Consider the following 20,284-nt stretch of genomic DNA (forward strand, 5'->3'; position numbering starts at 1 on the left):
CGTCATTGCGAGCGAAGCGATCCAGAATCGTTCAAAGACTTTGGATTGTTCGTCGCATCAGCGCAAAATTGCTACGCAATTTTGTCGCGAGCTCCTCGCAATGACGGCGGCGCAAAAACAAAGGCCCGCCGAAGCGGGCCTCAAATTCAGTTTGTGCTCAGGTGCCAGATCAGGCGGTCTTGCTGTAGACCTTGGCGAAATTGTCCTGAGCGGACTTCGCACCGTTGGCGGCGAGCTTGCCGAGATAGTCGGCGGTCGCCTTGGCGCGCGAGACGAACACTTCGCCGCGGGAGCGGAGCAGGCTCGACTGGATCTCGACGGCTTCGCTGACCGACTTGGCGGACGCGAGCTTGTCGATGCCCGAGAAGAACGCCTCGGCGTCCTCGTAGATCGCCTGCTGGATGTTGCGGCTGATCTTGCCGGCCTCGGTGATGGACTCGGTCACCGCGTTCTCGACGGCGGCGGTCACGCGCTCGGAGCCAGCAAACACCTCGGCAGCACGGTCCTTGGCGGTATTGGCAGTCTTCTTGACGAATTCGCGGGCGGCCTCGGGAACTTCCAGGTTCTGGATGTTCTTGAAAGCGTCCTTGAAGCCCTCGAAAGCGGTGTTGGTTTCAGTGGTCATGGGGTTCTCTCCATCCTCAATGGTTTGAGCTATGGGCTCACCCCGTCCGCATTGGCCCGGGGCACGACCTATATGGCACGGTTAATTGTGCATCGCAATATTGATATTGCAGTGCGATATCACGAAATCGTGAACAACTCTCACGAGAGACATCGTGATGCTTCCGTAGCCATGGGGCACGTGAATGGGTTCCGATCCGGACCCAATGTCGGACGCCTCCTGCTTAGTGCTGCACGGCGCCAGGCAGGCCGTAGGCCTCCATCTGAGCCTGGACCTGCGCGATGTTATGGCCGAGCACGACGATGTCGTGGGTCTTGCCGTCGACGTCCCGGACATGGTCCCGCAGCAGGGCCTCGGCCTTGAAGCCGAGGCTCTCGAACAGGGCGATCGCCGCCTGCTGATCCACCGTCATCTGGACCGAGAGCTTTTCCAGGCCCGCTCCGAGCGCCAGCGCAAAAGTCTCCTGCGACAGCGCTTTGCCCACGCCCTTGCCGCGGACCTCGGGCGAAACCACCATCCGGATCTCACCGACATGAGGCGACCAGGAATGGGGATCGCGCACCAGCGTGCCGCAACCAACGACCCTGCCCTCTCTCACCGCGAGCAGGCTCTGAATAGCTCCGCGCTCGATTTCCTTGACCCAGGCCGACAGCACCTTCGGCTCGCTGATGTTGCGTGGCAGGAACAACAGGTCATGGGTCGGCAGGCCCTTGCCAAAAGCCAGCACCGCGGCCTCGTCCGCGGGCGACATCAGGCGGATCTCGATAGTGCCGGCGTCGGTCTTGACATGGCGCGGATAGGAACGCTGCTCGCTCATATCGATCTCTTTCCCAGCCAGGAATCCAGTTTCGGCCACAGCCGCTTCACCGCGTTGGCGCCGGCAACGAGCGAAACGTGACCGCCCTTCAGGATCACCTCTTCCTTGTCGGTCGAGCCGACCTTGGCGATCAGGTGCTTGGCCGCCTCATAGGGCACGATGTGATCGTGCTCGGCGACCGCATGCAGGATCGGCACCGTGATGTTCTCGAGCCTGGCCGCACGGCCGCCGACCGACATGGTGCCGTTGAACAGCTTGTTATCCCACATCAGGTCCTTGGTGATGGTGCGGAAATATTCGCCGGCGAGCGGCAGCGTGTCGGTCGCCCAGCGGTCGAACATGCGGTACGACTTCACGAACTCGTCGTTCCAGATGTTTTCCCAGAGCTGGATCTGGCTCACCGTGCGCGAGGCCGGCCGCAGCATCTCGAACGAGGACAGGATCATCTCCGGCGGCACGTTGCCGACGCTGTCGACGAGGTGGTCGACGTCGAAATAGCGGCGGTCGGAGAAGTTCGAGAACAGCTTCATCTCCCGGAAGTCGATCGGCGTGGTGAAGCAGATCAGGTTCTTCATTGGCCCGTCCTTGTGGATCGAGCCGTAGAGCAGCGACAGCACGCCGCCAAAGCAATAGCCGATGACGGAGACGTCCTGCTCGCCGGAATCGGCTTGCACGCGGCGGACGCAGTCCGGAATGAAGTCGAGGACATAGTCCTCCATGCGCAGACCCTTCTCCTCCGGCCGCGGCGCGCTCCAGTCCAGCATGTAGACGTCGTAGCCGCGTTTCAGCAGGAACTCGATGAAGCTCTGGCCAGGCACGAGGTCGAGGATGTAGCCGCGATTGGTGGTTGCCATCACGATCAGCACCGGCACGCGGTAGATCTCGTCCGACATCGGCCGGTAGTGATAGAGGCTCATGGTCCCGCGCGTGTGCAGCACGTCCTTTGGCGTCGAGCCGAGCGAGGGGCCCGAGGTCGAGAAATATTCGACGCCCTTGATGCTGCGCTGAATCGCGCGCTGCACCTCGGACTGGATGCGCTCCGGGATCGAGGCAAGATCAAGTCCCGCCGGCGCGTTCATTTTTGGTCTCCGCCTTCGGACGGCGGACGCTTGGTTCGTGGTGGCCGCGGCGCGGCGCCGGGTTGCGGCGCGCCCGAAGTGGCCGACATCTGGCTCAGCATCGACTTGATCTCGCCGAGCTGGCCTTCGATCGACTGGAGCCGTTCCGCGATGCCGGTCATCTGCTCGCGGCTCGGCAGGTTCATCGAGATCAGGTATCTCTCCATGAGATCGCCGAATTGCTTCTGAGCACCTGCAGCAACGCCGCCGGCGCGGTTCATGGCCTGCGAGAATTCGGGCGTCTCCATCGCCTTGGTCGCGAAGGAGTTGAAACCCTTCTCCATTTCGCCAACCATCTTCTGCCACAAGGCGACCGGATCGGTGATCTTGTCGGTCATCGGCGTCCTCCCAATGCGGAGGGCTTTGCACCCTTCTTGTCCCGCCATACCACACCGTTGCGCGGTGCCGGTCAACCGGCAAGCAACCGACGCAACGTCGGAGACGCGGCTTCTTCGTGAAATGAAACCGTGCGATACAGCATCGGTCAGCAGGAGGAACCCGTGACCGCCCATCAACCGCCCCAGACCGTCCGCGCCAACGGCATCGATATCTGCTACGAGATCTTCGGCAACGACAATGCCGAGCCGCTGCTGCTGATCATGGGCCTTGGGGCGCAGATGATCCATTGGGACGATGCATTCTGCGAGCAGCTCGCCGCACGCGGCTTCCGCGTGATCCGCTTCGACAATCGCGACATCGGCAAGTCGAGCCATCTCACCGGCGGCAAGCGGCTGACGCCGTTCGAGCTGCTGAAGCTGCGCTTCTTGCGCATCCCGGTGGCCGCGACCTACAAGCTGATCGACATGGCCAAGGACACGGTCGGGCTGATGGATGCGCTCGGCATCAAGTCGGCGCATCTCGTCGGGGCGTCCATGGGCGGCATGATCGCGCAGGAGGTGACGCTGTCGTTTCCGCACAGCGTGCGCTCGCTGACCTCGATCATGTCGACGACGGGCAATCCGCGCGTACCGCCGCCGACCCGCGAGGCCGCCGCGGTGCTGATGGCGCCGCCGCCGCGCAGCAAGGAGGAGTTCATCGTCCGCTACGGCCAGACCTGGAAGGTGCTGCGCGCCGGGCATTTCCCGGAAGAGGAAGCGCTCGACCTTGGGCGCGCCGAGCGCGTGTTTGCACGCGGGCTCAATCCGGCCGGCGTCGGCCGCCAGCTCCGCGCCGTGCTTGCCTCGGGCAGCCGCAAGGAGCGGCTGCACACCGTGAAGGTTCCGACGCTCGTGATTCACGGCACCGTCGATCCGTTGGTCCGCCCCGAAGGCGGCAAGGACACGGCCGCGTCGATCCCGAACGCAAAGCTGCTGATGATCGAGGGCATGGGCCACGCGCTGCCCATGCGCTTCTGGCCGGAAATCATCGACGCGATCGACAAGCACGCGCATGGCGCGGCGGCGCAGGCGGCCTAGGCCGGCCGGTCTCCTCCAGGTGACCATGTGAGCAGCCGGTGCCTGTCTTAACGCGGGTTCCGATGAAGGCTATACAGACCGTCTCAGACGCCAGACAGAGGCTGCGGCCTCTCGGAGCTCACATGCACTTCATCATTCGATCGGCGGCAATGGCCGCTTCCATTCTCATGTTGTCTCTCGCCGGCGGCGCCGCGATGGCGGCCAGCGCGCAGGAAGAAGCCAACCGCCAAACTGTGCTGGCCTTCTATGAGAAGGGCCTCAATCAGAAGGACGCCGACGCCGCCCTCGCCTATGTCGGCAACCGTTACGTCCAGCACAATCCAACCGCTCCCGACGGGCCGGAGGGCTTCCGGAAGTTCATCGGCTTCCTGCGCGAGAAGTTTCCGAACTCGCGCAGCGAGATCAAGCGCAGCTTCGCGGAGGGCGACTTCGTCATCCTGCACGTCCACTCCGTTCGCGAGCCCGGCACCAGGGGCCGCGCGATCGTCGACATCTTCAAGCTGGAGAACGGCAAGATCGTCGAGCATTGGGACGTCATTCAGGAGATTCCTGAAAACCCGGCGAACGGCAACACGATGTTCTAGCCTCGAGGCGCGCCTAGCCTTTCCGCGCGATCCAGATCACGTGGCGCGCGCCGCCGCCTCTGCCGGTGGCGCGAACGTTGACTTCGTTGACGTCGAAGCCGGCGCGCTTGAGGCGCCCTGTGAACGGCGGATTGGGTCCCGACGACCAGACGGCCAGCACGCCTCCCGCCCGCAGCGCCGTCTTCGCAACCTGCAGCCCGCTCGCATCGTAGAGCGCGTCATTGCCCTTCCGGGTCAGCCCTTCGGGCCCGTTGTCGACGTCGAGCAGGATGGCGTCGAAGGCCGAACGCTTCGCCCGGATGATTTCACCGACATCGATCTCGCGAATGCTCACCCTGGCATCATCGAGGCTATCGCCGAAGACCTCGGCCATCGGGCCTCGCGCCCAGGCGACGACCGACGGCACCAACTCGGAGACCACGATCTTCGCCTGGGCTCCGAGCACGGCCAGCGCCGCGCGTAGCGTAAAACCCATGCCGAGACCGCCGATGAGAACGACGGGCTTTGCGACTTTCTCGATCTGCTTCGCGGCAAGGGTTGCCAGCGCCGCTTCCGACCCCGACAGGCGGCTGTTCATCAGCTCGTTGGTGCCGAGCTTGATGGAGAACTCCTTGCCCCGCCGCATCAGGCGGAGCTCCTCGTCGGAACCGGGGATCTTGGCGGTGTCGATCTTTTCCCAGGGAATCATGGGAATGCTTTAGCACGAACAGGATTGTAGGGTGGGTTAGCCGAAGGCGTAACCCGCCGCTCGGACAGAATTGGTGGGTTACGCCTAGCGGTTTGCGCTTCGCGCAATCCGCGGGGCTAACCCACCCTACGATCTGCGGCTACGCTCCCGCCCAGACGTCCAGCACATAGCGGTTGTTCGCGCCCATCTCCTCGATCCAGCGCGCGCCTGCCGCAGCATCGCTGCGGCTCTTCTCGCTATGGATCGCGACGAGCGCGGCCTTTACGTCCGGCTCCATCTTCGCGCCATCGCCGCAAACATAGACGATCGCGCCCTGCTCGATCAGCGGCCAGACTTTGTCCTTCTGCGCCGCGAGCACATGCTGCACATAGGTCTTCGGCCCGTCCGCGCGCGAGAACCCCGTGAACAGCTCGGTGATGCCGCTCGCCGCCATCGCCTTCAGCTCCTCCGCGTAGAGAAAATCCTGGTCGGGATGGCGGCAGCCGAAGAACAGCATGGATGGACCGAGGGTGGCTCCCTTCGCCTTGCGCGCCGCGCGCTCCTGGAGGAAGCCGCGGAACGGCGCAAGTCCGGTGCCCGGGCCGATCATGATGATCGGCACGGATGGATCATCCGGCAGGCGGAAGCCCGCCTTGGTCTCGCGCACGGTTGCGTAGATCGTATCGCCCGCCCGCCGGTTGGCGAGATAGTTCGAGCAGATGCCCTTGTAGGTGCCGCGGCCGGAGGCAGCCGGACCTTCGACCACGCCGACCGTGACGCTGCAACGCGCGGGGTCGACCGACGGCGAGGAGGAGATCGAGTAATAGCGCGGCGCCAGCAGCGACAGCATTTCGAGATAGACGTGGAACGGTAGTTCGCAAGCCGGATATTCGAGCAGCAGGTCGAACACCGATTTGCGCTTGGCGAGGATCTCGGAGCGATAGCGCTCGAGCGGTTCCGCCTCCTCGCCGACGAAGGCCAGCAGCTTCGGCTTGGTGACGGGGCAGCGGGTGTGCTCGGCCATGATCTGGATCTGCTTGCGCGTCGCGAGCTGCTGCAGCTCGACGAACTCGCTGAGCAGACGGCCGACCGACACGGCCGCGCCGACCGGCAATTGCGCGCGTCGGCCTTCGGCCACCTGGAGCCTGATCTGATCGGCCGGCAAAAAGCCGAAGCGGCGGGCAACTGAATCAACCAGCGTAGGATCGTTGCGCGGAACGACGCTGAGGTGATCGCCGACGCGGTAGCTGAGGTTGGCCGGCAGCTGCACCTCGATGTGGCGCGTCGAGCGCTCGGAAGCATTCGCGCCGGACTTGTTCTGGAGCTCGTCATTGACCAGCACCTTCATCGCCACTGCGCCGCCCTGGGCGACGATGGTGTTGACGGCGGTCACCGCGACCGGCTCGATTGCATAGAGCGGATCGTCCTCGGCGGCGCGGGTGAAATTCCAGTCGATGCCGAACTCCTTGGTCGCGACTTGCGCGGCCGCCGGGAACCATTTCTGGAACTGGCCGTCGAGATCGCTGCGCGCATCGCCCTCGCCGCGCGGATAGACCGCGCGCGCACCATGCTTCGACAATTGCTCGTCGATGAAGCGCGGCACCGATTGATAGGTCGCGGCCCAGTCGCTGTTGCCGCAGCCGAACACGGCGTAGCGCACACCGGCGAAGGCATCCTTCGGCAGATCCTCGCCGAGCCATTTGACGAACTGCGTCGCATTGTCCGGCGGCGCGCCGTTATAGGAGGCGCAGATGATCAGCACCCCGCCCTCCTGCGGCAGCTTGCCGACATAGTCGTCGAGCGGGCCGAGATGCACGGCAAAACCGTTGATCTCGGCAAGATCGGCCATGCGCGTTGCGAGCTCCTCGGCGGTGCCGAGATTGGAGCCGTAGAGCACCAGCATCGGCGTGTTGTGGCCGGGCCGCGTGGTGGGCTGACGCTGCGCCTTTGGCGCCGAGGACGCAGCCGCAACTGGCCCGCCATAGGCGCCGCGCTCGCGATCGGCGCGCGGCCGCACCTTGATCTTGAAGCCTTCCGGCTTGATGGTCAGCGTCTCCTTCAGGTGCATCTGGTAGCGCTGGTGGTCGATCAGCTTGAAGCGCTGCAGGATCATGCCGAGCGCGAGCGCTGCCTCGTGCATGGCGAAGCCGCGGCCGATGCAGGCGCGCTGGCCGTTGCCGAACGGCTTCCAAGCATTGATCGGCCGTCTTGCCTCCGCCTCGCGGCTGAAATTCTCGGGGTCGAAGGCGTCGGGGTTGGAACCCCACACGCTGGGATCACGATGCAGCGCCGTCACCAGGATGGTGACGAACGTTCCCTTCCTGAGCTTGTACTGCCCGCCGCCGATGGTCTCGTCGTTCAGCGGCGAGATGCCATAGGCCGGCGCCGGCGGCCACAACCGCAACGACTCCTTGAGGATCTGCGTGATGTAGGTGAGCTGCGTCACCTGCTGATAGGTCGGCTTGGCGTTGACGTCGGGGCCGAAGACGCGGTCGACCTCATCATAGGCCTTCTTGAGGATCTCCGGGTGCTTGAGCAGCGCATAGAGCGTGTAGGACAACAGGCCGCTGGTGGTCTCGTGCCCTGCGATCAGGAAGGTGTTGATCTGGTAGCGGATATTGACGTCGTCGAGCTGCTCGCCGGTGGAACGGTCGACGCCGGTCATCATCGCGGCGAGCATGTCCTTCTTGTCGTCGATGCCTTCCGCGCTCTTGCGCCGCTCGGCGATGATCTCGTCGACCATCTTGTTCATGAAGGCGACGTCTTGGGCCAGCGTCTTGCGCCGCTTCTGCATCCAGAGCTGCTCGAACGGCAGGCCGCGCGTCATCATGATGGTTTCGAGCGATCGTACCAGTGACTCGACGAAAGGATGGTAGTCGCGCCGGTAGAACGAGTTGAAGCGGTACTCGAAGCCGCACAGGCCGATCGTATCCAGCGTCAGCGCGGTCATGTCGTGGACGACGTCGATCTCGTCGTCGGCGTTGAGCCGCTCCCATTTCTGGACGAGCTGCTCGGCGATGTCGACCATGCTCGGGTGATAGGACTGCATGGCGCGGTTGCCGAAAGGCTGCAGCAGGATGTTGTGCGCCTTGCTCCAGTTCGGCTCACGGGTGTCGGCGGTGAAGAGGCCGTCGCCGCCGACCGCACGCACGCGCCGCAGCGCGCCGCGCACCGTCTTGTCGAACCGCTTCTCGTCGGAGAGCTCGTCGACGAGATCGTGGCCGGAGACGACGACGATCGGCGAGCCCATCATGTCAAGCCAGAAGATCGGACCGAGCTCCTTGGCAAGCCGCGTCAGGTGCTGCACGGGAGCGGCCGCGTCCAGCGACAGCATATTGCCGACCACTGGCTTGGTCGGCGGCTGCGGAATCGGGTCCAGACGGTTCTTGGATGACATCGAAATGTAGTCCCCCTGCCTCAATGTCGTCGTTGCGAGCGAAGCGAAGCAATCCAGAAATGTATCCGTGGAGGCAGTCTGGATTGCTTCGTCGCTTCGCTCCTCGCAATGACGCGTTCCCAATGACGACCGCTAGCCAAACCGCCTTCTCCGCCACTCGATCAGCTTGGCGCTGACCTCCTCCGGCTTCTCCTGTTGCGTCCAATGGCCGCTGTCCTTCACCAGATACTTCTCGAGATCATCGATCAGTTTCTCCATGCCGTCGGCCGCCGAGGGCGGCAGCACGGCATCATTCTCCGCCATGATCATCAACGAGGGCACGTGGATGTGGTGGTCCAGCCCCTCGGCGCGCTCCCAGTTGCGGGTGAAGTTGCGGTACCAGTTGATGCCGCCGGTGAAGCCGGTCTTCGTGAAGGTGTCGACGAACACCTTCTTCTCATCAGCCGACAGGATCGGCGTGCGCGGATCGACCTTGGCGTCGTACGCCGCAATCATCTGCGGGAAAGCCAGGTTGGTCTTCGACGAGGCGCCGACACCCGCGATCGGCGGCTCGTCCGGTTTCGCTGCCGGCTTTGCCAGCGGCTTGCGCATGAAGGCGTCGAAGGTCTGCTCGACGCGGCTGCCGAAGATCTTGTCCGGCTCGCGCGCGGGATCCTGGAACTGGACGATGTACATCTGGTCGCCGTAACGCTGGCGGAACAGCACGATCGGGTCGATCGGCATGCGGTCCCAATGCGGGGTGTTGACGCCGACGACTCCGGCGACGCGCGTGGGATGCCGCAGCGGCATCTGCCAGACGACGAAGCCGCCCCAGTCGTGGCCGACGAAGATCGCCTTGTCGATCCCGAGATGATCGAGCAGACCGACGAGATCGCCGGTCAGGTGCTCCATGTCATAGGCTTCGACCGGCTCGGGCCGGTCGGTCGCGCCGTAGCCACGCTGGTCGGGCGCGACTACGCGGATGCCGGCCTCGCTTAGTGCCTTGATCTGGTGACGCCAGGAGAATGCGAGCTCCGGCCAGCCGTGGCACAGCACGACCGGCGGTTTGTCATCGGACGGGCCCGCCTCGTAATAGCCCATGCGGATTCCGTTCGTCGTCGCGAACTTGAGCGGCGGCATTTCAATCATTGCAAATTCCTTACTCGGCGGCGCCCTTGATATCAGCGGCCGGCGGCGTGTACGCCGCCTCCAGCGCGGCGAATTCCTCAGGCAGCATGTCGCACATCACCTGCACATGCGGAATGATGTTGGCACCGACGATAAAGCCGAAATCGAGCTGGTCGCGATAGCTCTGCACGGTGATGTTGAGTGCCTGCCCGTGGGTCGAGATAGACACCGGGAAGATGTGCAAGAGCTCGGCACCGGCGGCATAGAGCGTCTGCCGTGGCCCGGGCACGTTGGACACGGTGATGTTGGCCGCGGGCGGCAGCACGTCGGAGAGGTTCGAGCGGCTATAGAGCAGCGCCAGAATCTGCACCATGATCGGCGCGCCCAGCATCGAGATGTTGGAGACCTGCGGCATCAAAGCCCGCAAAGGATGCGACATCTCCTTGGACTTGGTTGATTGCGCGATGATCGCTTCCAGCCGCGCCTTGGGATCCTCGATGTTGGTGGCGATCGAGCAGATCATGCCGAACACCTGGTTGTTGGCCTCGGTGTTGCCCTCCTCCCGCAGCGAGATCGGCACCGCTGCGGTCAGGGATTTCGCCGGCAGCGTGCCGTATCGCAGGAGATAGCGGCGGACGACGCCGGAGGCGAGCGCCAGCACCACGTCGTTGAGCTTGCCGCCGGCCTGCTTGGCCAGCGCCTTCGCCCGCGACAGCGGGATCGATACGCCGGCAAAGCTCCGCTCCGAGGAGATCGTCTTGTTGAGCATGGTCGGCGGCGACACCATGCTGGCAAGGCTCTCGCGCGACTTCGGATCGGCGATCTTGCCGAGCACGTCGGAGACGCTCTTGAGCACGGTCGGGATGTTGCCGGCGAAGCGCACCGCGCTCTCGATCTGGTACATAGCGTTGTCGAACAGGATCGAGCCGATATCGCTCTTGCCGGTGCGGGGCAGCTGCAGGTTCTTCGCCGCTTGCGAAGCCTCCAGCGGCTGGCTGAACAGCTGCTGATAGGAGTCGAGCAGGTTGGCGGCGATGTCGCGCGGCTCCTGCCCGGGCTTGCTGCCCGCGGTCGGCGGATCGACCTTCCGCGGGATCGGCGAGATGTCGTAGATCATGTTGGTCAGCGCCGCACCGGCGCCGCCATCGATCGCGGCATGGTGCATCTTGGAATAGAGCCCGACCTCGTTGTCCTTCATGCCCTCGAACACGTAGAACTCCCAGAGCGGACGGGCGCGGTTGAGCAGCTTGGCATGCATCCAGCCGACGATGCGCTCGAGCGTGGCGCGGTCGCGCGGCTGCGGCAGGCTTGCCCGGAAGATGTGGCGGTCGATGTCGAACTGGTCGTCCTCGACCCAGGAGGGATGATCGATGTCGAGCGGCGCCTTCTCCAGCCGCGCCTTGAGAATCGGCGCGATGTGCAGGCGCGAGACGATCATCGCCTTGAACTCTTCGAAGAAATCGCCCTTGTAGTCGTCAGGCAGGCGGAAGATCGCCATGCTGCCGACATGCATCGGCATCTCCGGTGTTTCCAGATAGAGAAACGACGCGTCAAGCGACGACAGCTTCTTACCGTCAGCCATGGTTCCCTCCCGAGTATTCGACGGGCGCCTTGGCGGCGCTTCTCGTCAGGCCGATACTGCCCGGTCCGGCGGGGCATATGCAATGGCAAACGGCCCCGCCCGGTCAAATGGCCGGAAGTCTCCCTCCGGTTGCGCCAGGCGATCCGCCACGGCCCACAGCACCGCCGGGTTCACGCCAAGCCCAATATGGCTCGCCAGGTGCACCTCGATGTTCTCGGCACGGTCGGAGGGGCGCAGCAGACAGGTCCGCCAGTTCACGACGCCGTCGGCGCGCGAATAGATCGACGTTGCCGGCACCGGCAGATCGCCGGCAATCGCCTCGCGTGCTTCCGCATAGTCCTCCACCTTCTCGCCGGATAACGTCTCATAGAGCCGCGTCGCGTGGGTCGCCCGCACATCGTTGGCGAAAGGGCTGCCGAGTGTGACGACGTAGCGGACCTTGTCCGGCGCCCAAAGCGCGAGATCGCGGGCATAGACGCCGCCGAGACTCCAACCGACCAGGCTGACCTTGCGTCCCGTGGCGGCATGGATTTCGGCCAAGCGCATGCGCAGCGAATCCCGCATGCGCCCGAGCCCGCCGAGATTGCGGCCCATCCGCCAGGCATGCGGCGCATAACCGAGCTCGCTGAGGTAGCGCCGTATCGGCACCATCGAGAGGTCGCTGGCGAGAAAGCCCGGCAGCGCCAGCACCGGATGGCCATCGCCCCGCGGCGCCCGCATCAGGAGCGGCGACAGCAAGAGGCTCGCATTCAACTCGAATAGCCCACGGGCCTCGGCGAGCAGCAGGCCGAGACCCGGCGGACGAAGCCGGCCTTCTTGCAGCGCCCCGTCCGGCCCGGGCGACACTATTTTTTCTTGTCGCCGCTGCGCGTGCCGCCGAGGCCTGCCATCGCGACGAACATGTCCTGAAACCGCTCGGCGATCTTGGGATCGAAGGTGAACCAGCTCTGGATCAGCGATTCCGGCGAGACCTTCTCGATGTTGCTGAGAACCTGCTGCTGCAGCTTGTCCATCACGGCCGTCTGCATCGGCCCCACATCGGGCAGACCGAAGAACTGGCGGGCCTCAAGGGGGGTGCAGTCGATTTCGATGTTAACCTTCATGTCCCCTCCAGATGAGATTCGAGCGGCCCGTCGGAGTATCACCGCGAGAAGGTCTGCAAGGCAAGCGACCTGAGGGGAAGCCGCTGGGATCGGCTTCCCCAATCGGCTCGTATGGTCAATCAATCAAATTGGCTGGCCCGCGACCCGCGCAGAAGCTCGCCGGCCGGCCCCGGGGGACGCCGGGCAGCATTGCTGCACAGCGGTGCAACTTGGCGCGTTCCTTGCTGGAATGACGCTTGCACGGGTCGAGAACTCTGGGCAACATGGATCAGTCAGCCTCGCCGAACAATCAAAAATCACCGGCGCGGAAGTGTGGAGAGGGTCAAGAATGTCAGTCGGTCAAAGTCTGTTTGCGGCGACACTCGCCGGCACGCTCGCGTTGGCGGTCTCGCCAGCATCGAGCCAGACGCTACGTTATGCCAACCAGGGTGACCTGAAGTCGCTCGATCCCTATACCCTGAACGAGAGCACCACCCACGCTCATCTCGGCCACGTCTATCAGGGCCTCACGGCGCGCGACAAGGACCTCAAGATCATTCCGGCGCTGGCGGAAAGCTGGGAAACCCCGGAGCCGACGCGCTGGCGCTTCCATTTGCGCAAGGGCGTGAAATTCCACAACGGCAACCCCTTCACCGCCGACGACGTGGTGTTCTCGGCCGATCGCGTCCGCAAGAAGGGGTCGAACATGCAGACTCGCCTTGCGCCGGACGTCAAGGTGATCAAGGTCGATGACTACACGGTCGACTTCGTCCTGCCCTCGCCAAATCCCATTCTGCATAACGCGTGGGATGTCTGGTACATCATGAACAAGAAATGGGCCGAGGAGAACAACGTCGTCGATCCGACGCCGGTGGCGGCGACCACGCCGAGCTATGCCTCACTGAACGAGAACGGCACCGGTCCCTTCATCATTGAAAGCCATCAGCCCGGCGTGAAGACGGTGTTCAAGGCCAATCCCAATTACTGGGGCAAGGTCGAGGGCAATCTCAAGGAGATCATCTTTACCCCGATCGCTTCCGACGCCACCCGCGTCGCCGCCCTGCTCTCGGGCGAAGTCGACGTCATCGAGCCGGTTCCGATCCAGGACATCTCCCGCGTCGATTCCAGCCCGAACGCTCAGGTGCTGAAGGGGCCGGAGCTGCGCACCATCTTCATCGGCTTCGACCAGATGCGCGATGAGCTGCTCTACTCCAACATCAAGGGCAAGAACCCGTTCAAGGACGTCCGCGTCCGCGAGGCCTTCTACAAGGCGATCGACATCGAGCTGATCAAGACGCGCGTGATGCGCGGGCTGTCGACGCCGTCCGCGCTGATGATCGCGCCGGAACTGTTCGTGCTGTCCAAGGAGTTCACGCGGCCGAAATTCGATCCCGACGGCGCCAAGAAGCTCCTGACCGAAGCCGGTTACCCCGACGGCTTCGAGGTCACCATGGACTGCCCGAACGATCGCTACGTCAACGATGCCGCGATCTGCCAGGCCGTGGTCGGCATGCTCGCCCGCATCGGCGTCAAGATCAATCTCCTGGCGCAGCCGAAGGCGCAGTACTTCGCCAAGGTGCTGAAGCAGGGCGGCTACCAGACCTCGTTCTACCTTTTGGGCTGGACCCCGAGCACGATGGACTCCCACAACGTGCTCTACGACATCATGGGCTGCCGCGACGATGCGAAATCCTCGCGCGGCGAGGCCAATCTAGGCGGCTATTGCAACAAGGAGTTCGACGCCATCACCGACAAGGTGCTGGTCGAAACCGACACCGCCAAGCGCAACCAGCTGATCAAGCAGGCCTACGACATCGGCACAAAGGACTGGTCCTACATCCCGCTGCACCAGCAGGCGCTGGCCTGGGGCGTGTCGAAGAAGGTGAACTTGCCGCAGCGCGCCGACAATCTCGTCATGTTCCACTGGGCAACCAAGAAGGAATAGCGTCGGTTGAACACGAGGTCCCGGCGGCATCCGCCTTCCGGGACCTCTTCTTTCCGGCCGACAAGGACGTTGGCCGTACGCTCACCCAAGGACAGTGGAAGGCATGCTCGCTTTCACGCTTCGCCGCGCCGTTCAGGCCATCGGCGTCATGTTCGCCGTCGGCATCATCGCGTTCTCGATGTTCCGCTTCGCCGGCGACCCCGTCAACCAGATCGTCTCGATCGACACCTCGGCCGCCGAACGCGCGATCGTGCGCAAGTCGCTCGGCCTCGACGACCCCGTGCCGGTGCAATTCGTGCGCTATTTCGCCGATGCGGCGCAGTTCAAGTTCGGCGTCTCCTACCAGTTCCGCCAGCCGGTCGCGACGCTGTTGATGGAGCGCATGCCCGCGACGCTGGAACTTGCGATCTGTGCGACCGTGTTTGCAATGGTGTTCGGCATCCTGATGGGCGTCTATTCGGCGCTCAAGCGCGATACCGTGCTGGCCAAACTATTCCAGGCGGTCTCGCTGATCGGCATCTCGCTGCCGACCTTCCTGATCGGCATTCTCCTGATCTACCTGTTCGCAGTGACATTGGGCTGGTTGCCCTCGTTCGGCCGCGGTGAGGTGGTCAAGCTCGGCTGGTGGACGACGGGCCTGCTTACGGTGTCGGGACTGAAGGCACTGATCATGCCTTCGATCACGCTCGGCCTGTTCCAGATGACCCTGATCATGCGGCTGGTGCGCGCGGAGATGCTGGAAGTGTTGCGGACCGACTATATCCGCTTCGCCCGCGCCAGGGGGCTGACCACGCGTGCGATCCATTTCGGCCACGCGCTGAAGAACACGCTGATTCCGGTGATCACCGTCGCAGGGCTTCAGTTTGGCTCGGTTATTGCATTTTCGATCATCACTGAAACCGTGTTCCAATGGCCGGGCATGGGGCTTCTGTTCGTCCAGGCCGTGCAAAACGTCGACATTCCGATTATGGCCGCCTACCTGCTGATGGTTTCACTGATCTTCGTCACCATCAATCTGGTGGTCGACATTCTCTACACGGTGGTCGATCCGCGCCTGCGCTCGACCGTCGGTCGCGCCGCATAGGGCAGCCTGCATGTCCGACGCAGTCGTCTCCAATTCCGACAAGCAAAGCGCGCAGCCGGCGCAGGTCGCCCATGGCTGGTTCAGCCGCACGCTCGACAGCGACTTGTTCTATTCGTTCCGCCGCTCCAAGCTCACCATGGTGGCTGCGGCCATCACGGTCCTGTTCTTCCTGCTTGCGATCTTTGCATCCGTGCTCGCGGTGCAGAACCCGTTCGATCCGGCACAGCTGCAATTGATGAATTCGCGGATTTCACCGCTGTGGACTGCGGACGGCCAGAGCCCGTTCCTGCTTGGCACCGACGAGCAGGGCCGCGACGTGTTCTCCGCGATTCTCTATGGCATGCGCATCTCGCTCGCCGTGGGTGTCGCCGGCGTGATCTTCGCCGGCGCGCTCGGCATCGCCCTCGGCCTGATCGCCGGCTATTTCGGCGGCGCAGTGGACGGCGTGATCATGCGGATCGCCGACGTGCAGCTGACATTCCCTGCAATCCTGATCGCGCTGCTGGTCAACGGCATCGCGAAATCAATCCTCGGCAACCGGCTGGACGCCACCAGCATGCTGGTGGTGCTGGTGATCTCGATCGGCCTGAGCTTCTGGGTTGGCTATGCCCGGACGGTGCGCAGCTCCGTGATGGTCGAGAAGAACAAGGACTACGTCGCCGCCGCACAGCTGATCGGCCTGCCGGCGCCGAAGATCATGCTGCGGCACGTGCTGCCGAACACGATGGGCCCGATTCTGGTCATCGCCACCATCAACCTTGCGCTCGCCATCATCACCGAGGCGACGCTGTCCTTCCTCGGCGTCGGCCTGCCCGACACCATGCCCTCGCTCGGCACGCTGATCCGCATCGGCAACAATTATCTGTTCGCCGGCGAATGGTGGATCGTCGCCTTCCCGGGGCTCGCGCTCGCGGCGCTGATCCTGTCGATCAATCTGCTCGGCGACTGGCTGCGCGACGCGCTCAATCCGAAGCTTCGATGAATACGCCTCGTCCATGACCGAACCCGTCCTTTCCGTGCGCGATCTTCACGTGGAGTTTGCCTCCCGCCGCGGCACGCTGCGCGCCATCGACGGCGTCTCCTTCGACATCGCCAAAGGTGAGGTGCTCGGCGTCGTCGGCGAGTCCGGAGCCGGCAAGTCCGTCACCGGCCTCGCGGTGATCGGCCTGATCGATCCGCCCGGCCGCATTGCCGGCGGCGAGATTCATCTCGCGGGCCTGCGCATCGACAATCTGCCGCCGGAGGAGATGCGCCGTATCAGGGGCAAGCGCATCGGCATGATCTTCCAGGATCCGCTGACATCGCTCAATCCGCTGTACAAGGTCGGCGACCAGATCGTGGAGACGATCCGCACCCACCTCAATCTGTCCGAGTCGGCCGCCCGCCGCCGCGCCATCGACCTCCTGGCCGAAGTCGGCATTCCCGCGCCGGAAAAGCGTATCGACGGCTATCCCCACGAGTTTTCCGGTGGCATGCGCCAGCGCGTCGTGATCGCGCTCGCGATCTGTGCCGAGCCCGAGCTGATCATCGCGGACGAGCCGACCACCGCGCTCGATGTCTCCGTGCAGGCCCAGATCATCTCGCTGATCAAGCGGCTCGGACGCGACCACGGCACCGCGGTGATGCTGGTGACGCACGACATGGGCGTGATCGCCGAAACCTCCGACCGCGTCGCGGTGATGTATGCCGGCCGCGTCGCCGAGATCGGCCCGGTGCAGGACGTCGTGAAGAATCCGCTGCACCCTTACGCCAAGGGCCTGATGGGCGCGATCCCGACGCTTGCGGGCGAGGACAAGCGCCTGGTGCAGATCCCGGGCTCGATGCCGCGCCTGTCGGCGATCCCGCGCGGCTGCTCGTTCAATCCGCGCTGCGCCTTCGCCTTCGATCGTTGCCGTGTCGATCGGCCGGAGCCGCTGCCGCGCGGCGCGCAATCGGTGGCCTGCCACCTCTATGACGACGTGCCGGCGGAGAGCGTGGCATGAGTGCTCCCTTCGTCCAGGCCACAAACCTGCGCCGCGTCTTCGACGTCTCGAAACCCTGGCTCAACCGCGTGCTTGAAGGCGGACATCTCGAATATCTCAAGGCAGTCGATCACGTTACCTTCGACATCAGGAAGGGCGAGACGTTTGCCCTGGTCGGCGAGTCCGGCTCCGGCAAGACCACGGTGGCACGCATGGTCGTCGGCCTGCTGCCGCCAAGCGCCGGCGACGTGCTGATCGACGGCGTCTCCATGACCGACCCGCGGCAGGCGCCAGCGCGGCGAAAGCTGCGCCGGCGCATCCAGATGATCTTCCAGGATCCCTATGCGAGCCTGAACCCGCGCTTCCGGGTCGATGCCATCATCTCCGAGCCGATCCGTGCCTTCGACCTGATCCAGGGCGAGCGCGACATCCAGGCTCGCGTCGGCGAGCTGCTCAGCCTCGTCGGCCTGCATCCAGACGACCGGCTGAAATATCCGCACGAATTCTCCGGCGGCCAACGCCAACGCATCGCGATCGCGCGCGCGCTCGCGTCCGACGCCGAATTCATCGTCTGCGACGAGCCGACCTCGGCGCTCGACGTCTCCGTGCAGGCGCAGATCCTGAACCTGATGCGCGACCTCCAGGACAAGTTCGGCCTGACCTACATGTTCATCAGCCACAACCTCGCCGTGGTGCGCCACATGGCGAGCCGCGTCGGCGTGATGTATCTCGGCCGTATCGTCGAGATTGCGGACGGACGCGAGCTGTTCGCCAATCCGCGCATGCCTTACACCAAGATGCTGCTGGGCGCCGTGCCTGATCTTGCCATGAGCGGCCGCCAGCGCATTCCGGTCAAGGGCGAAATTCCGAACCCGATCAATCCGCCCTCCGGCTGCGCCTTCAATCCGCGCTGTCCGCTGGCGTTCGATCTCTGCCGCAAGGAAACCCCGGAACTAATCGACGGCGTCGCCTGCCATGCGGTCAACACCGCGCCGGTCCCGGCGTGACGCGCGCGTGCCATGCAGCCTGCGCATTTGGAAGCGGCGTGGCCCTGTGATCAATTGCGCGCGCCGGAAATAAGGTGGTGAAGTCCCATGGGCAGTAATATCAATCCCGATCCGTTCACGACGAGGCCCGAGATCGAGGGCACGTTCGGGGTCGTCGCCTCGACGCACTGGATTGCGACGGCCGTGGGCATGGCCATCCTGGAAAAGGGCGGCAATGCCTTCGATGCCGGCGTTGCCACCGCCTTCACGCTCCAGGTGGTCGAGCCGCATCTGAACGGTCCCGGCGGCGACGTGCCCGTCATCGTGCATGACGTCAAGCGCGGCCGCACCGAGGTAATCTGCGGCCAGGGCCCGGCGCCGGCGCGGGCCACCATCGCGCATTACAGAAGCGAAGGCCTCGACATGGTGCCGGGCACGGGTCTGCTCGCCGCCTGCGTTCCCGGCACCTTCGAATCCTGGATGATGCTGCTGCGCGACTACGGAACGATGCGCGTGCGCGACGTGCTGGAGCCGGCGATCTCCTACGCCCGCGACGGCTATCCGCTGGTCGAGCGCGCCTGCGCCACGATCCAGACCGTCGAGCAGCTGTTCCGCAAGCACTGGCCGACGTCCGCCGCGGTCTACCTCCCGAACAGTGAAGTGCCGAAGCCAGGCACGCTGTTCACCAACAAGACACTGGCTGCGACCTACGCCCGGATCCTGAGCGAGGCGGAAAGCGGCGGCGGTGGCCGCGATGCGGAGATCGAGCGCGCGCGCAAAGCCTGGTCGCAAGGCTTCGTCGCGGAAGCCGTCGACAAGTTCTGCCGAACCCAGGAGGTGATGGACGTCAGCGGCTCGCCACATCGCGGCGTGCTCTCCGCCGACGACATGGCGCGCTGGCAGCCGACAGTCGAGGCGCCGCTCACCTACGATTACGGCCGCTACACGGTCTGCAAGGCCGGCGTATGGAGCCAGGGCCCGGTCACGCTGCAGCAGCTCGCGCTGCTGAAGGGCTTTGCGCTCGACGGCCTCGACCCGACAGGGCCGGAGTTCATCCATCTCCAGATCGAATGCGCCAAGCTCGCCTTTGCTGATCGCGAAAAATTCTACGGCGATCCCAAGTTCAACGAGATCCCGATCGAAACGCTGCTGTCGGATACCTATAACGACGAGCGCCGCAAGCTCGTCACCGACAAGGCTTCGCTCGATTTCATCCCTGGTTCTGTCGAGGGCTTCGGCGGTGTCGTCAAGCTGCGCCGCGCGGAGGGCCAGCGCGAGGCGGTCGGCGCGCTCGGCGCCGGCGAGCCGACCGTGGGCCGCTTCGGCGAGGTGCGCGGCGACACCGTGCATTTCGACATCATCGACAGGGACGGCAACATGGTGTCGTCGACGCCGTCGGGCGGCTGGCTGCAATCCTCGCCGATCATTCCCGAGCTCGGCTTTTGCCTCGGCAGCCGCGCTCAGATGTTCTGGCTGGAGGAAGGTCATCCCGCCGCGCTCGCGCCGGGCAAGCGGCCGCGCACCACCCTCTCTCCGACCATGGCGCTGCGCGACGGCGAGCCTTACCTCGCCTGGGGCTCGCCGGGCGGCGATCAGCAGGACCAGTGGATCACGCAGTTCTTCCTGCGCCACGTCCATTGTAACCTCAATCTCCAGGAAGCCATCGACGCGCCGGCCTGGCATTCCGAACATTTCCCGATCTCGTTCTGGCCGCGCACCGCGCGTCCCGGCGTGCTCGTGGTCGAGAACCGCGTGCCGAAGGCAACGATCGAGAACCTGCGCGAGCGAGGGCATATCGTCGAGATCGGTCCCGACTGGTCCGAGGGACGCCTGACCGCGGCCTCACGCGTGGGTCCGCGCCGGCGCGCCGCCGCCAATCCGCGCGGCATGCAGAGCTACGCGGCGGGACGCTGA

18 protein-coding genes are annotated in these 20,284 nt (G+C 64.4%); 8 read left to right on the forward strand and 10 right to left on the reverse strand.

Annotation, left to right across the window (positions count from 1 at the left end):
• Positions 1 to 169: 169 nt before the first annotated feature.
• From I6F20_RS18980 to I6F20_RS18995, 4 genes are all read right to left on the reverse strand, one after another.
• A complete protein-coding gene (locus I6F20_RS18980; protein ID WP_036004804.1) occupies positions 170 to 625 on the reverse strand; it encodes a phasin in 456 nt (151 codons plus the stop codon).
• 223 nt (positions 626 to 848) lie between these two features.
• The gene (locus I6F20_RS18985) at positions 849 to 1,442 is read right to left on the reverse strand and encodes a GNAT family N-acetyltransferase (protein ID WP_225127366.1); all 594 of its coding nucleotides are present in this window, start codon (positions 1,440 to 1,442) and stop codon (positions 849 to 851) included.
• Positions 1,439 to 2,521: a PHA/PHB synthase family protein gene (locus I6F20_RS18990; protein ID WP_225127367.1), complete on the reverse strand. Its 1,083-nt coding sequence runs from the start codon at positions 2,519 to 2,521 to the stop codon at positions 1,439 to 1,441. The genes I6F20_RS18985 and I6F20_RS18990 overlap by 4 nt, the downstream gene beginning before the upstream one ends.
• Entirely contained in the window at positions 2,518 to 2,898 is a 381-nt protein-coding gene (locus tag I6F20_RS18995) for a hypothetical protein (protein WP_036004795.1), read from the reverse strand. The genes I6F20_RS18990 and I6F20_RS18995 overlap by 4 nt, the downstream gene beginning before the upstream one ends.
• 162 nt (positions 2,899 to 3,060) lie before the next feature.
• Here I6F20_RS18995 and I6F20_RS19000 point away from each other — a divergent pair, with 162 nt between their 5' ends.
• Positions 3,061 to 3,975, forward strand: coding sequence for an alpha/beta fold hydrolase (locus I6F20_RS19000; RefSeq protein WP_225127368.1), 915 nt, complete (start codon positions 3,061 to 3,063; stop codon positions 3,973 to 3,975).
• 122 nt (positions 3,976 to 4,097) lie between these two features.
• Entirely contained in the window at positions 4,098 to 4,559 is a 462-nt protein-coding gene (locus I6F20_RS19005; protein ID WP_225127369.1) for a nuclear transport factor 2 family protein, read from the forward strand.
• Positions 4,560 to 4,572: 13 nt separating this feature from the next.
• On the opposite strand, the gene I6F20_RS19010 is transcribed toward I6F20_RS19005, so the two are convergent.
• The 6 genes from I6F20_RS19010 to I6F20_RS19035 all read right to left on the reverse strand — a co-directional run bounded on the left by I6F20_RS19010 (position 4,573) and on the right by I6F20_RS19035 (position 12,415).
• Positions 4,573 to 5,247 carry a polyamine aminopropyltransferase gene (locus tag I6F20_RS19010; protein WP_109144507.1) on the reverse strand — a complete coding sequence of 225 codons (675 nt, stop codon included), beginning with the start codon at positions 5,245 to 5,247 and terminating at the stop codon, positions 4,573 to 4,575.
• Between the two features lie 139 nt (positions 5,248 to 5,386).
• Positions 5,387 to 8,623: a bifunctional cytochrome P450/NADPH--P450 reductase gene (locus I6F20_RS19015; protein ID WP_225127370.1), complete on the reverse strand. Its 3,237-nt coding sequence runs from the start codon at positions 8,621 to 8,623 to the stop codon at positions 5,387 to 5,389.
• Between the two features lie 132 nt (positions 8,624 to 8,755).
• On the reverse strand, positions 8,756 to 9,751 hold the full coding sequence (locus I6F20_RS19020; protein WP_225127371.1) for an alpha/beta fold hydrolase: 996 nt from the start codon (positions 9,749 to 9,751) through the stop codon (positions 8,756 to 8,758).
• 10 nt (positions 9,752 to 9,761) lie between these two features.
• Positions 9,762 to 11,312 carry a WS/DGAT/MGAT family O-acyltransferase gene (locus I6F20_RS19025; RefSeq protein WP_036025769.1) on the reverse strand — a complete coding sequence of 517 codons (1,551 nt, stop codon included), beginning with the start codon at positions 11,310 to 11,312 and terminating at the stop codon, positions 9,762 to 9,764.
• 45 nt (positions 11,313 to 11,357) lie between these two features.
• On the reverse strand, positions 11,358 to 12,158 hold the full coding sequence (locus I6F20_RS19030) for an esterase/lipase family protein (protein ID WP_225127373.1): 801 nt from the start codon (positions 12,156 to 12,158) through the stop codon (positions 11,358 to 11,360).
• Positions 12,158 to 12,415, reverse strand: coding sequence for a DUF6489 family protein (locus tag I6F20_RS19035; protein WP_036004778.1), 258 nt, complete (start codon positions 12,413 to 12,415; stop codon positions 12,158 to 12,160). Before I6F20_RS19035 ends, I6F20_RS19030 begins: the two co-directional genes overlap by 1 nt.
• Before the next feature lie 328 nt (positions 12,416 to 12,743).
• On the opposite strand from I6F20_RS19035, the gene I6F20_RS19040 reads away from it, so the two are divergent.
• From I6F20_RS19040 to I6F20_RS19065, 6 genes are all read left to right on the forward strand, one after another.
• The gene (locus I6F20_RS19040) at positions 12,744 to 14,339 is read left to right on the forward strand and encodes an ABC transporter substrate-binding protein (RefSeq protein ID WP_225127375.1); all 1,596 of its coding nucleotides are present in this window, start codon (positions 12,744 to 12,746) and stop codon (positions 14,337 to 14,339) included.
• A gap of 103 nt (positions 14,340 to 14,442) precedes the next feature.
• A complete protein-coding gene (locus I6F20_RS19045) occupies positions 14,443 to 15,423 on the forward strand; it encodes an ABC transporter permease (RefSeq protein ID WP_036025775.1) in 981 nt (326 codons plus the stop codon).
• 10 nt (positions 15,424 to 15,433) lie between these two features.
• Positions 15,434 to 16,405: an ABC transporter permease gene (locus I6F20_RS19050; protein WP_225127377.1), complete on the forward strand. Its 972-nt coding sequence runs from the start codon at positions 15,434 to 15,436 to the stop codon at positions 16,403 to 16,405.
• A gap of 13 nt (positions 16,406 to 16,418) precedes the next feature.
• Entirely contained in the window at positions 16,419 to 17,405 is a 987-nt protein-coding gene (locus tag I6F20_RS19055; RefSeq protein ID WP_057027053.1) for an ABC transporter ATP-binding protein, read from the forward strand.
• Complete coding sequence (locus I6F20_RS19060; protein WP_036025780.1) at positions 17,402 to 18,391, forward strand: ABC transporter ATP-binding protein; 990 nt, start codon at positions 17,402 to 17,404, stop codon at positions 18,389 to 18,391. Before I6F20_RS19055 ends, I6F20_RS19060 begins: the two co-directional genes overlap by 4 nt.
• Before the next feature lie 87 nt (positions 18,392 to 18,478).
• Complete coding sequence (locus tag I6F20_RS19065) at positions 18,479 to 20,284, forward strand: gamma-glutamyltransferase family protein (protein ID WP_225127379.1); 1,806 nt, start codon at positions 18,479 to 18,481, stop codon at positions 20,282 to 20,284.

This window comes from Bradyrhizobium sp. IC3123, assembly GCF_020193625.1.
GTDB lineage: Bacteria > Pseudomonadota > Alphaproteobacteria > Rhizobiales > Xanthobacteraceae > Bradyrhizobium > Bradyrhizobium yuanmingense.

What these genes read in the sequence shown, in the direction of transcription:
- I6F20_RS18980 (WP_036004804.1), bottom strand. Translation starts at nt 625, where the DNA reads ATGACCACTGAAACCAACACCGCTTTCGAGGGCTTCAAGGACGCTTTC.
- I6F20_RS18985 (WP_225127366.1), bottom strand. Translation starts at nt 1,442, where the DNA reads ATGAGCGAGCAGCGTTCCTATCCGCGCCATGTCAAGACCGACGCCGGC.
- I6F20_RS18990 (WP_225127367.1), bottom strand. Translation starts at nt 2,521, where the DNA reads ATGAACGCGCCGGCGGGACTTGATCTTGCCTCGATCCCGGAGCGCATC.
- I6F20_RS18995 (WP_036004795.1), bottom strand. Translation starts at nt 2,898, where the DNA reads ATGACCGACAAGATCACCGATCCGGTCGCCTTGTGGCAGAAGATGGTT.
- I6F20_RS19005 (WP_225127369.1), top strand. Translation starts at nt 4,098, where the DNA reads ATGCACTTCATCATTCGATCGGCGGCAATGGCCGCTTCCATTCTCATG.
- I6F20_RS19010 (WP_109144507.1), bottom strand. Translation starts at nt 5,247, where the DNA reads ATGATTCCCTGGGAAAAGATCGACACCGCCAAGATCCCCGGTTCCGAC.
- I6F20_RS19015 (WP_225127370.1), bottom strand. Translation starts at nt 8,623, where the DNA reads ATGTCATCCAAGAACCGTCTGGACCCGATTCCGCAGCCGCCGACCAAG.
- I6F20_RS19020 (WP_225127371.1), bottom strand. Translation starts at nt 9,751, where the DNA reads ATGATTGAAATGCCGCCGCTCAAGTTCGCGACGACGAACGGAATCCGC.
- I6F20_RS19025 (WP_036025769.1), bottom strand. Translation starts at nt 11,312, where the DNA reads ATGGCTGACGGTAAGAAGCTGTCGTCGCTTGACGCGTCGTTTCTCTAT.
- I6F20_RS19035 (WP_036004778.1), bottom strand. Translation starts at nt 12,415, where the DNA reads ATGAAGGTTAACATCGAAATCGACTGCACCCCCCTTGAGGCCCGCCAG.
- I6F20_RS19040 (WP_225127375.1), top strand. Translation starts at nt 12,744, where the DNA reads ATGTCAGTCGGTCAAAGTCTGTTTGCGGCGACACTCGCCGGCACGCTC.
- I6F20_RS19045 (WP_036025775.1), top strand. Translation starts at nt 14,443, where the DNA reads ATGCTCGCTTTCACGCTTCGCCGCGCCGTTCAGGCCATCGGCGTCATG.
- I6F20_RS19050 (WP_225127377.1), top strand. Translation starts at nt 15,434, where the DNA reads ATGTCCGACGCAGTCGTCTCCAATTCCGACAAGCAAAGCGCGCAGCCG.
- I6F20_RS19055 (WP_057027053.1), top strand. Translation starts at nt 16,419, where the DNA reads ATGACCGAACCCGTCCTTTCCGTGCGCGATCTTCACGTGGAGTTTGCC.
- I6F20_RS19060 (WP_036025780.1), top strand. Translation starts at nt 17,402, where the DNA reads ATGAGTGCTCCCTTCGTCCAGGCCACAAACCTGCGCCGCGTCTTCGAC.
- I6F20_RS19065 (WP_225127379.1), top strand. Translation starts at nt 18,479, where the DNA reads ATGGGCAGTAATATCAATCCCGATCCGTTCACGACGAGGCCCGAGATC.